The organism is Mycolicibacterium austroafricanum (assembly GCF_000612725.1).
Taxonomy (GTDB): Bacteria; Actinomycetota; Actinomycetes; order Mycobacteriales; family Mycobacteriaceae; genus Mycobacterium; species Mycobacterium austroafricanum.
In genome coordinates, this window is the sequence record NZ_HG964451.1 from 117431 (window position 1) to 129680 (window position 12250).

Here is a 12250-nt window from a genome sequence, read left to right on the forward strand (position 1 = left end):
TATTCTGCCAAGTCCGACATATCATCGATCTCCATCGGAAAATAGCGGAGGCGTCATAAATTCATTCTGCGCCGTGGTCTACTTTCGCGCATGAACTTCAGTAGCTGGGCTCTGACTGTAGTCGCCTCCCCCGCTATCGCCGCGGGAATCCTTCTCGTCGCACCTGCCGTCGCCCAGGCGGCGCCCGACGACACCGGTGCGAGCAGCAGTGAAAGCACCGCCGCCTCCACGTCCGAGGAAACGTCGTCGCGTTCTGAACCGGAGCCGGACAAGGACCGCGCCGACGACGCGGACAATGCCGATCACACGGCTGACGCCGACCTCGAGGTCGATGGCGACGACCCGGGCGCCATCGAGGACGACGAAGACGAACACGAGGTCGCCGACGCCTCCGAGGCCTCCGAGGACGACGGCCCGGACGTCACCGAGGACGGGGCGACGTCGGGACCGCACTACGTGCCGTCCAGCGTCCGGGAGTCCAGCGCCGAGAACCTGGTCACCGTCGACACCGCGGCGGTGGTGGACGAAGAGCTCGAGGAGCCCGTCGACCAGGAACCCGTCGACCAGGAACCCGTCGATGAGGACGGTGCCGAGCCTGACGAGGATGAGGACACCGACACCGTTGAGTTGGCGATCGACCAGCTGGCCGACGCACGCGATGATCTTTACGCCGCCACCTGGGGCGACGGCAACATCCTGGCGGGCCTCGCCGCGATTCTTCCGCAGATGATGCTCGCTGGCGCACAGACGAATCTGCAGCAGTGGATGGACAATCACGCCCGCCTGCAGGATGAGTTCGCTGCGACCGCCGATCAGCCGTTCGCCCATGCCATCGCCCGCATCCGGTTGGAGAACAGCATTCGGCTGCCCATCCGGGCCGGCGACGCCATGGAGTCCGCGGAGAAGCTGATTGTCGTTGTCGGATGGTTCGGGCCCCGGGCGGCGGCCGACGACATCATCGACCTGGTCAAGGACGCCGGCGACAACGGCACCGTGTACGAGATTCTCCCGATCCAGATGTGGCGACACGGCGGAAGCGTCAAGACCGAGCCGATCGTCTATCTGTCGGTCAACGGTGGACCCCGCGTTCCCGTCCTCCTCGACACCGGATCGGTCGGCCTGGTCATCGACCCGCGGTACATCGGACTCGAGGATCTCGGCCTGCCCGGGCCCACTCACGAAGGCGGGTACGGCGAATCGTTCACCTACGACTTCAACGTCTACCGCACGTCCATCGACTTCGGCGACGATCTCGTCATCGACGAGACAGACGTCAAGGTGGTCGCGCTGTACTCCGCGGCAGGTTTCGAGGACTACAACAAGGCCGGCGGCTATGTGGGGGTTCTCGGCATCGGCGCGAACACCTCCACCGAACCGTGGGATACCAATCCGATGCTCGACCTCCCCGGCCAGCTGAACAAGGGCGTGATGATCGACGAGCGCCGCCGCCGCATCATCCTCGGGCCGAACCCGTATCCCGCGCGTCTCACGCTGGATGCGTCGCCGGACATGCCGCTGAAGGTGAGTGTGGGGGGCCGAGACGCCGAAGAAGTGGACGGTTCGTTCGATTCCGGCGGCATTCTCGGCGAGGTGCCCGACTGGCTGTGGCCGGAGGATTCGATCGCACCGGGCACGCTCATCGAGGTGTACACCGCCGACGGGGAGACGCTGATCTACTCCTACCGCACCACCAGGGCCAATACTCCCAGCCTGTCGACAGGGTCGCTGTTCAATTCGGGCTTCGTGCCGTTCTCGCAGGACGCCATCTACGTCACCTACCTCGACGACGGCACGACCAGCTTCAACTACCGGTGATCCGGCACCGTTACGCTCGGGCACGTGCCTGCACCTGACCGTCCAGAACTGAACATCGACCGGCTGCGCGCCGCCATCTCGGACACCGAGTGGCGGCGCGTAGACGTCGTCGAGGAGACCGGCTCGACGAACGCCGACCTGATCGCACGCGCCGCCGCCGGCGAGGACATCGCCGGCGCGGTGCTGCTGGCCGAGCATCAGACCGCGGGCCGGGGCCGGCACGGCCGCAGCTGGTCGGCGCCGCCGCGTTCGCAGATCTCCATGTCGGTCGGCGTGAACGCCACGGGTGTTCCGGCGGAACGGTGGGGCTGGCTGCCGCTGCTGACCGGGCTGGCGGTCGCGCACGTCGTGCGGGAGAACTACGGCGTCGACGCAGGAGTGAAGTGGCCCAACGACATTCTGGTCGGCACCGCGAAGCTGGCGGGCATTCTCGCCGAGGTGTCGGCGCCGGTGATCGTCGTCGGCCTGGGTCTCAACGTCGGCTTCACCGCCGACGAACTGCCCGACCCGAACGCGGTGTCGCTGATGATGCTCGGCCATGACGCTGATCGCACCGCGCTGGCCGCGACGGTGCTGCAGGAGCTGAGCAGGCAGCTGCATCGCTGGCGCTCAGGCGATCCCGGGCTGGCCGCCGACTACCGCAACGCCAGCACGACGATCGGCGCGCAGGTGCGGGCGGTGCTACCCGGCGACACCGAAATCGTCGGCGTCGCAACGGGTATCGACGATGACGGACGGCTGCTGATCGACGACGACGGCACGACGGTGACGGTGTCGGCGGGCGACATCACGCACCTGCGTCACGCCTGAGTCCGTTTCCCGCGGAATAGCGTTCCTGGCTGCGATCGCGGGCCGATCGACAGCCAGGAACGCTATTCCGCGCGTGAGCCGGGTTCGTTGATGATCGTGGTGAGCAGATCCACAATCTGCTGCTGGCCGGCTGCGGCGGCGTCGAGTCGGCCACGCATCTCGGCAAAGCCCTGATCGACATGTCCGCGGAGGTCGCCGAACTCCCGGCGCAGGTGGCCGAAGTCCTGCCGGAGCTCGACGAAGTCCTGCCGGAGGGCATTGAAGCTTGTCGTGGTGGCCTGACGAAAGTCCCGAAGCTCTCCCCGGATCTCGCTGACATCGCGGTCCGCCGCACCGGCCAGCACGCGAGCGGCTGCGGCATCTTGCTCGGTGCCACGCACGCGACCGGTCAGATCGCGCACCTGCTCCTCGAGCGCGCTCACGCGGGGTTCGAGATCGTCTTGCGCCACGGATGGAAGCCTACCGCCGACCGCGAGTCTCGGGAGGCGGCAATTCCGCGGAATCGACGGTGTGGGGAGGCTGGGCCTCACCACATGTGAGCGTGGGTTGCCGTCAGGAATTGGGCCCTGGCCGGTAGAGCCACAACTGTGGGAGGTGACCCACTGTGACCGCCTTGCCAGATGGCTGACCCGTATTCGGTAGGCGGCAACGGCCGCTAGAGTCCATGATCGTGGTAGCGGCCAGGATTCACGGCGCAGACGACGACAGCCCCCCGGCTCCCTCCCGTCGCGGTTTCGTCCGCGGACTCCTCCTTGCCGCCTCCGGGGTCGGTGTCGCGTCGGCGTGCAGCCCACCTGGGTCGGATCGGTCGCCTGACGTCGATCCGGATGAGGGCGCCCTCTCAGCGCGGTGCCCAACCGTCGACCGCCGGACGGGAATACCCATCTACGGTTTCGCCATTGCCACCGATCCGGCTTTTGCCGGAGGTGCGGATCCCACGCAGCACACAGACTCGTCTGAGGCGATTCGGGCTGCAGTCGCGTCGGGCAAGCCGGTGTATATCCCGCCCGGACGGTACCTCTACCTAGGCCACGGCATTGATCACCCCAACCCCGTGATACTTGGCGCAGGACAGGGTACAACGACTGTTGGCCTTGGGCCGGAAACCTACTTCATCGACTCCAATCAGAGGTGGAATTCGCTGGAACTCGGCGGGATTCGTTTCGATGGCGGCAGGGGCCATGTGCGCAATTCTCACGCCGGCGCGAATGTGGCCGATCTACACCAAGTCCACGATTGTGCGTTCATCGGGTACCGGGGGTGTTCGATCTCGACCAACAGCGTGGACCATCCGTATTGGAAGATCAGCAACAACGTGTTCCACGGCGTCGATTACGTCGGCACCATCGGGATAGCAATGTCAGGCCTATCTGACGGGACGACCATATCCGACAACGCTTTTCTGGCCAATCGCGTGCATGTGAAGCTGTCGATGGGCGGAAACAACACTTATATCCAGAACAACGACTTCCTCCGTTTCGGCCCGCCCGACGGCTCCCCTCGTATCGACGTCTGGTTCGTCCCGGCTCCTTCGGACACCAACGCCGGCGGCGGAATGGTGATCACCCGGTGCAAGTTCGGCAACGAGAATTTGGATCCGGCAGACCTGCGGATCGTCTACGCGGACCAGGGGACCGGTTCGCTGATCTCAGAACGCTGGCCGGTGCTGGACCAGCCGTCAGCTCAGTGGATCGCTGGGCACTCGGTTTCGGAGGTCTTCGTCAACGGGATCGGTGACTCGGTGACGATTCCGCTGATCCGGTCGACTACGGCCAACGTGGTGGGGGGACGCTACGGCCCGATCACTCTCGCCGGAAGCCGTGGCGCTCCAGTGTTCTCGAGCATAAACGCGTTGGTCAACGGTGGCGCCAGCAACCAGTTCGGCCCTTTGCTCCGCGCCACGTCCAGTACGGCGCCTCTACCCGACTTGGTGGTGCACGATTGAGGTCAGCCGTCCTTCAGAGCTGAACGCACAGCCGGCAGCAAGTGGTCATACATAAACTCATGGCCGGCGTCGGTCGGGTGTACGTTGTCGGCTCCGATCAACTCAGGCGCATCGACGAACCACCTTTCTTCGATTGGATCCACGAAAACCGCGCCCAGAGACTCAGCTTCCCGGCGCAGAGTGTCACGAATGGTGAGCAGATTCTCGAAGGCGAACATTGTCTGGGGTGTCTGTTCGATCTTGATCGGCAAGATTGGGCCGACTACGACAATCTCGGCATCAGGCGCAGTAGCTCGCGCCTTCGTCAACGTCTCGTGTATGGCTTCAGCTTCGCCCTCCTCACCGAAATCATTATTACCACCGAAGAAAACGATCACGTCGTCGTCGGGGCTCACTAGTCGCGCGGCCTCTTCCTTGATGGTCGTACCGGCCGCACCGCGCTTGACGTAACCCGATCCCCCGCGACCCGAGACCTCGGGGAGGACGTCGATCCCCTCCTCCCGCAGTTGCTGCCAGACCAGTTCCGGCCAGCCTCGCTGACCGAGTCCGCCCTCGACACTGCCTGCCGTCAGTGAGTCGCCGAAGACCACCACCTTCTTCGGCGTGTCGAACGCCGACACGGCGAGCGGCGGTGGCTGGAGTGCGTCGTCGCGTGCGATCGCGACACCGATGGAAGTAGCCAGTAGGGACACAGCTGCGACGGCGGCGACCGTACCCGCTATCGCCCAGGCCTTGGCCGACTCGACGTTTCGCATGTCATGCCTTCACTTCGGGACGGGACTGGTGCACTCTGAGAGACGACGTGATGAGATCGAAATTGGGGATGCCGGGCGGGTGGTTTTGGCGACGGTCGCGCGTGAGGTACGACATCACCAAAACTGTTGCGGCCAAGGAGATCACTCGCCACACCATTCGCGAGGGGTATTGAATCGACAGCAGTCCGATCAGGATAGCCATTCCTAGAGGCAGAACTGATAGGAAGCGAAAACGACCACGCTGCAGGTTATAGGCGGTGTATCCGGTCATCCATCCCACTGCAGCAAACAAGATGAGTTGCCCCGCCCACCCAGCCGCGCCATACCATGTTCCCGCGAAGCACAGCGGGATCCACTCGTATGGCCAGTAACGTTCTAATTCCATCGCCTGCCCCGTTCCCGGCAAGACGTTGGCGTTGGCAACCAGAACGTTGAGGCCGACGCCGTAGGTCGCGGACTGTTCACCTATGGGGAAGGCCGCGAAGATCGATGCGGTGAGCTGTTTGAGGGGCAGTAGGAACGAATCTGTTGACGCCAGCGCGTCAGAAAAGTAGGCGTGAGCCACGGTGGGGATGTTGAACATCCCATGAGGCATGGATCTAGCCTGTTTCACCACGCCGAAACCTGCGATCGGAAGCAAGAGGAGGAACGTCGCGGAGAGGACGGCGAGTGGGTGGATTCTGCGCCGTTTGACCTCATTGCGAATCACCAGTACCGCCCCAATAATCGGGAATGCCAGAGCGGTGCGGGAGCCGATTCCGATCAAGCCGACGAATTCCAGGGTTGCAACGGCGATCAGCAGCGCTCGCAGCAGGCGGTCTTTCTCGACAGCTACCACAGTAAGGGCGATAAGACCCACGATGACGCCGAAGGGAAAGCTAGCTCGCAGCAGAAAGTCGTTGCCGTCGGATTGCGTGTAGACCTCTCGGCGGAAGAAACTGGGTCCACTGCCGATCACCCAGCCGACGAACGACAGACTCGAGAGGATCAGCAGTCCGATCGACAGCGATCTGGGCGGCGCCCATGTCGAGCCAGCCGTGCCCGTGGGCACCGAGGCGCGACGCGATTGTGGGATCAGCAGGGCCGACAGCGATGCGCCGATAGACGCCCATAAGAACGCCTGTGCGGCGACGGCCTCGCCGAATGCCGGTGCCGGTACGTTGGGCGGTAGGCCGGCACCTTCTGCCCACTTGCTCCACTCCCATACCGGGCCACCGACCGAAATGACCAGAAAAATGATCCCGAGCACGGTCGGCGGCAGCGCAGCACTGGTGCGGGCGAAACTGCACCACAAAGCGACGGCGGCGGCGACGGCGGCGAGGACCAGCAGAGCCGTGCTCGTCATCTTGAACTGCGCCTTCTGCCGCTTTGCCTGATCGAGTCCTCCTCGAGGACGTCGATAGTCGGCCACGGTTGACCATCGACGCGTGCGCCGACTTCGGTGGGTCCGCGGGCCGCCCGGGTCGTTTTCGAAAACCGCTCGACCACCACTCCCTTAACATCCTCGAACTTGAGCACAGCGAAGTGGCGCTGCAAGTCGACGACGTCTTCGAGGAGTGTTTGACCGCGCCGGGCGACGATGACGGCCGATACCGGGCGATTGGTCAGATTCTCGAGGCGTGGCGACTGGTCCAACATTCCGGGCACATCGACAACGACCAGGTTCTGCGAGTGGTTACCGATTGTGAAATCGGCCAAGTCCGAAACTGAAATCAGATCGTAGGAGATTCCGGCATGGTCGAGCGCTTCACCGATCCGTGTGACGAAACGTGCTGTGGACACTTTGTTGCGGGGACTGGCGATAAGTAGAAGACGTGTGGAGCCCATGGTGGTCAGAAGCATGGTCATCACGCGGTTGATTTCAGCTTCATCACCGACCGCCTCGACGAAGGGCACCGACAGCGCGGCCCTCACGGATTTGACGTCGCGGACCACCGGGTGGCGTCGGCGCAGCGACCATACGGTCAACACTGCGGGAATGCCGAGTAGGGCGGCGCCGCCGAGCACCGGCAGCCATGGCGTGATCCCCGACTTGTTAGACGAAACAGACATCGGCAAGACCACCGGCGCCATCGGTGGTTCTTCACGAAGACCGCTGTTCCGTTCTACCGCTTGCGCATACGCCGGCAACTCCTTGACGTAGGCGTTCGCCAAAGACCGGGCCTCGTCGGGACTTGATCCACGTGCCTCCAAAGCCAAGATCGAGGTTTGGTGCACGCTCGTCGCTGAAACACTGCCAGCCAGAGAGAGCGGCGACTCGGATATGCCCAGGTTACTGGCAACGCGGCGCGCCAGCTCGTTGCTTCCTATCAACTCTAGATACAGCTGCGTCCTGTTGGCCGCGTACTGACCGGCCATCACGGCGTCGGTCGGAGTGCTGCTGGCCGGCGGCGTGACGTACATCGACGCGTGGGCGGTGTACACCGTCTGACCGCCAAACCCGATCAGCGCGCCGATCAGCGCGCCGACCGCGGCCACCCCGAGCACGATCGTCCACGCCTTGGACGACCTGCCGAGCACAATTCTCTTGACGGTCAAGGCTATTCCCCTCTCTGACGATGTCGTTCGATGCGCGCTCGCATGCGGGGTCACCGTGCCTGCATCAGTGCAGCGCTGACGACAGGCTCCATCAGCTCGGCCATGTGCGCGTTACCCGCGTCAGTCGGATGAACGCCGTTGGAGCCGATGAGTCCGGGTAATCCACTGGTGAACCACCGATCCTGCAGCGGATCGACGAAGTAGCCCATGGATACCGCCGCCGCATCGCGAACTGCGTCGCGAATCCGTAACACGTCTTCGGACGGCTCACTTGTACCCCAGGTAGGTCCCACCACGATGAGGTTCGCCCGCGGTGCGAGCTCATGCACCAACGCAAAGGTCTCCAGCGCCGCCGCCGCGACATCAGCCGGGCTGGCCACGACATCACTTCTACTTCCCGATACAACTACGACTTTCGCATCGGCTGTCACCAGACGCTTCACCTGATCTGCGAACGTAGGACTCAGACCGCGGACCACGTAGCCCGCTCCGCCCCCGCTGCTGTCAGCCACGATGCGTAACGGCGTACTCCGGCTGATCTTCTGTCCGACGAGAGCTGTCCAGTTCTGCGCGCCCTCCCCGCCCTCATTCGAACCGTTGGTGAAATCACCCACGAAAACCAGCGTCGGCACGGCCGTTTGTTGCCTCGTGACGCTCGTCGGGCCGCCTGCGGCCACGGGCTCGACAGCACCGGCATTCACCGCGGTCCGGTCCGATTTCTGTAACACCGCTACCGACAACACGCCCACTACTCCAGCAAGCAGCACAATCAACGTGTCCCTCGGTCTGACTTTCACGACGCTGTCACTTCCGAAGTTGCCGAGAGCTTCGGGCCACATGCCGCGGAGCTGCGTCCGGCGCGAACCGGCCCGACGACAAACGCCACCCCTATCAGCGTGCTTGCCAAACCCGAAACCGCGAGCGCAGCAGCGATTCCGGCCGCCGTACCGACAAACAACGCCGCGCCCAGGCAAAGGGTCAACTGGAGTAGGCACTGAACGACGTTGAGGTGGACCACCCGTCGACTATCGCCTTGAGCCTGAAAGAAGCTGTACACGCTGACGATCCAGCACATTGCGGCGGACTCAACTCCAATCATTGGAATGAGTGAGTGCGCCAGACCCCAGGTGTCCCCCAATAATGCGGAACCCAGCCAGGATGGCGTCAACACCAGCATCACCGTGACGAGTAGGGTGAAGCCGGACGACACAATCGACGCCAGCATGAGTACTCGCCATTGACTGGCCGCAGGACCGGCTGTGCGCCGGGCATGAGGGATGAAGACCAACGGTAGCGCGGAGACTAGCATTGCTATCGGACCGAAAATCGCTGCCGCGCCACGGACTCCCGCGGCGGCCGCACTCCCGATGAACACCGTCACGATCAACGTGACGAAAAAAGCGCTGGCCTGAATCGCTGTGTAAAGCGCCCCGAACCGCAATCGTGCGCGTCGGTACCTCCGCCACCACTCGCCAAGCCGTTCGCGGGGCAACGTCACCTGCAGCGGGATAGCGATGAACAAAGTCGACGCCACTGCGCCGGTGCCCCACGCACAAATGACGAGAAGCGGCGACGTGCCCAGGGACTCGAACAGCGTAACCACGAAGACAACCGTCATCGTGGCTGCCCAGAACGCATCGCTACGGACCGCGATCATCGGTTGTCCCACCGCAATTGAAGCGAATCGGAGGACGTCCTGCACTAGAACGACGGGGATGCACGCGGCGAATGCCAGACCGATACCGGATTGGCCGAACGCGACTCCGACCGTCGCAACCGCGGCCGCGGCGAGCACGCCACTACCTAAAGCCCAGCTGGACGCATAGCGCGCCTCGGCCACCACCCAGTGCCGCTGCAGATTGCTCGTCAGCAGCAACGGGGTACCGAGCGCCCCCCGGTTGAACCCGAGCACCGCCGCCACACCCGCCACGAGCAGCGCCACCACACCGAACTGTTCAACGGAAGAAATTCTCGCCAGCGAGAACACCATCAGTGCATTGCTGCCGCTGGAGAGTACCTGGTCAAGGGACGTGAGGAGGGCGCTCGACCCGCCGTTCTGCACGGGTGACGAAGCGTGACCCGGTGACGTCGACGCAGATTGCACTGACGTGTTCTCGGTCACTGCCTGGCCGCTGTCGGTGCCTGGTGGTAGTTCTGTGGATCCGTCACCTGAGCAGGCTCCCTGCGGGTGACCGGGGAAGGCCGCCATTCGGGGCGCGGCTTCACCGGTCTGGCCAGAACGAGCCCAGCGATCGGCGTGTTCATTGCTTCCAGCGTCAACTTTGCTTCGAGGAGGTCATCAACTTTGGTTCGGCCGCGGGTCGCCACGATGAGCGCGCGGTCGACGACAGCCGTCAACGCGACAGTGATCGACGAGTGCACGATGGACGGGCCCTCGATGACGGTGCAAACGCCCGGTTTGGAAGGCTCCGGCAGGCGAGCCTTTGGACCCATCGCCAAGACTATTCGATCCAGGGCGCCGCCCTTGGTTCCCGAATCCATGACGGCAACGCCCGCCGGCCCGACCGAAACGCAGTCAGACCAAGACTGCTCTCCTTCCAGCACATCCGACAGCCCCCCACGGGACGTGCCATCGCCAGGCGAAGCGCTCACCAGTGCAGCCGGCCGACCGCAATCGGTTATGCCCTTGGCTAGGCCGGCCGCTATCAGTGACGGCGAATCGTCGCCGGGTTCGCAACCGGTGACGAGGATGACCCGTGCGGCCATGTCGGCGCTGCAATCCAATCGAGCACACTCCACCGCCAGCCTGCGAAACGCATCCCCGGCCACAGGATGACCTTGACAGACATCGATCGAGCCCAGGTGCCGGAAGCCTAGCCCGGCGATCTGACCCGGGCTGCGCACAATCGGATCGGTCCTGTCCCTGTACACCGCGAGCACCGTTCCCAGAATGAGGCCGAGCAGGACAGACAGCAGCGCATCCCGAACTGGGTTTCCGTTGCGCACGACCGAGGGGGGATCGCCACTGAGCCGGACCGCCGTCAGAGATCCATCACGACCAGGGCGTTCTATCTCGTTCACGTACTGCTGAAATGCCCGTTCCACCGCTACTACCACCCGCACCGCATCGTTGGGAGAAGGCATAGTGGCGGTCACGGTCACAAGCGGTATACGCGAGACGATGCGCGCGTCAACGGCGTCATCGATGGTCTTCGGCGAGATCTCTCCGTTGAGCAAGGCAGAGGCGCGGGCGGCAATCTCGGGTCCGCGCAGCAACTGAGCATATGTTGGAGCGCGTTGCTGGGAGACCTGTTCACCCGCGAAAGCGTCGTTGGCGGTACCCAAGCTGCCGTATGTGGAGATGACGACATTCCCGGCAGCGGTGTAGGTGACAGGCCCCGCCAGCGCCCAAGCCAGCGCGACGCTGACGCAGACCAGGACTGTGGTCAACACCACGCGCCATCGGTGAGTCATCACCCGCCATAATTCTTGGATCTCCACGCAGGCCCTCCGTGTGGTTGAGTCGCGATCGCGACGACCGGATTAGGATGCTGAAACGGTGCGAAAGCTGGCCCGATCGTCCGTATTCGCATTCTGTTGGTACACCTCGAATGTCGCCACGTTCGCTCGATTGAGGGCGATCCGCGGATCGGACACCACATAGCTACGCCCGTCAGGGGCGTTGATGCGCGCGAGCGAATTGGTGTAGTCGAGTTCTACCCCGGCGTGATATGGCTTTCCGAAGTCCAAAGGCTCGGAGAACTGCTCGCTGCTCAGCACGGTGATCACGCCGTCGTTGGCTACGCCGAAATCGAATTTCAGCGGTGTGATCACAAGATGACATGGCGAAGTGAATGTCGAACGCCCCACCGGTGTCTCGGGCATCGGGTCCAAGAACACGGCGAACGCCACAGATCCATCTCGCGTTGAGCCTTCACTGAACTCGAATGTGCCCGCCATCTCGGTGACCGGCACGCCTAGGTCCGCCGACAGATAACCTGCTGCCGGACTTGCAGACTCGGCAGAGTTGGTCAGCCTCCCATCGATGGTCTGCAGCGCCGCGCCCGTGACGTCGTTACTGGCCGCAGCCCATCGCTGACCACTGTCAGCCTGTCGCACTCCTGACGAGCCCGCGGCTCCAAAATCCTGGTGAAGGGTCGGAACTGACTCGGCCGGCTCACCGAAAAGCCGCGAGCCGCCTACCATCACCAACGCTGCACACAACGCACCAGCAGCGAACCCGACAAGCAAGGCAGAGAGCCGCGAGCGCAGGAAGAGGCCTTCTGCGCTCATGAGCTCCGAATCCCGATGGACACCGTCAGCACCACGTCGGTGCCGCTTCTCTAATGACTCCCACAGCCTCCACCCCCTGAACCAAATGTAGGTTAGCGGAGTCCACACCGCAAATGACAAAGCTCTGATGAGA

General features: G+C 63.6%; 11 protein-coding genes. 3 read left to right on the forward strand and 8 right to left on the reverse strand.

Going from position 1 to position 12250, the window contains the following annotated elements; genetic code table 11:
- Positions 1-90: 90 nt before the first annotated feature.
- Both BN976_RS32005 and BN976_RS07270 read left to right on the forward strand, forming a co-directional pair.
- Complete coding sequence (locus tag BN976_RS32005) at positions 91-1815, forward strand: PecA family PE domain-processing aspartic protease (protein WP_051558349.1); 1725 nt, start codon at positions 91-93, stop codon at positions 1813-1815.
- 24 nt (positions 1816-1839) lie between these two features.
- Entirely contained in the window at positions 1840-2625 is a 786-nt protein-coding gene (locus BN976_RS07270) for a biotin--[acetyl-CoA-carboxylase] ligase (protein WP_036369546.1), read from the forward strand.
- A gap of 62 nt (positions 2626-2687) precedes the next feature.
- On the opposite strand, the gene BN976_RS07275 is transcribed toward BN976_RS07270, so the two are convergent.
- Positions 2688-3074 carry a hypothetical protein gene (locus BN976_RS07275; protein WP_036369549.1) on the reverse strand — a complete coding sequence of 129 codons (387 nt, stop codon included), beginning with the start codon at positions 3072-3074 and terminating at the stop codon, positions 2688-2690.
- Positions 3075-3679: 605 nt separating this feature from the next.
- Here BN976_RS07275 and BN976_RS07280 point away from each other — a divergent pair.
- Positions 3680-4570, forward strand: a complete 891-nt coding sequence (locus BN976_RS07280; RefSeq protein ID WP_145977925.1) for a hypothetical protein — start codon at positions 3680-3682, stop codon at positions 4568-4570.
- Between the two features lie 2 nt (positions 4571-4572).
- Here BN976_RS07280 and BN976_RS07285 read toward each other — a convergent pair whose 3' ends face one another.
- From BN976_RS07285 to BN976_RS33535, 7 genes are read right to left on the reverse strand one after another with little or no spacing between them, the layout of a single operon-like run.
- The gene (locus BN976_RS07285) at positions 4573-5325 is read right to left on the reverse strand and encodes an SGNH/GDSL hydrolase family protein (protein WP_051558350.1); all 753 of its coding nucleotides are present in this window, start codon (positions 5323-5325) and stop codon (positions 4573-4575) included.
- 1 nt (position 5326) lies between these two features.
- Entirely contained in the window at positions 5327-6736 is a 1410-nt protein-coding gene (locus BN976_RS07290) for a hypothetical protein (protein ID WP_158498006.1), read from the reverse strand.
- Complete coding sequence (locus BN976_RS07295) at positions 6667-7863, reverse strand: YveK family protein (RefSeq protein WP_158498007.1); 1197 nt, start codon at positions 7861-7863, stop codon at positions 6667-6669. The genes BN976_RS07290 and BN976_RS07295 overlap by 70 nt, the downstream gene beginning before the upstream one ends.
- 50 nt (positions 7864-7913) lie before the next feature.
- Positions 7914-8606 carry an SGNH/GDSL hydrolase family protein gene (locus tag BN976_RS07300; RefSeq protein ID WP_158498008.1) on the reverse strand — a complete coding sequence of 231 codons (693 nt, stop codon included), beginning with the start codon at positions 8604-8606 and terminating at the stop codon, positions 7914-7916.
- 50 nt (positions 8607-8656) lie between these two features.
- Entirely contained in the window at positions 8657-9925 is a 1269-nt protein-coding gene (locus tag BN976_RS07305; RefSeq protein WP_036369559.1) for an MATE family efflux transporter, read from the reverse strand.
- Between the two features lie 56 nt (positions 9926-9981).
- Positions 9982-11325, reverse strand: a complete 1344-nt coding sequence (locus tag BN976_RS07310; protein ID WP_145977926.1) for a hypothetical protein — start codon at positions 11323-11325, stop codon at positions 9982-9984.
- Positions 11326-11367: 42 nt separating this feature from the next.
- Entirely contained in the window at positions 11368-12117 is a 750-nt protein-coding gene (locus BN976_RS33535; protein WP_145977927.1) for a hypothetical protein, read from the reverse strand.
- Between the last annotated feature and the right edge of the window lie 133 nt (positions 12118-12250).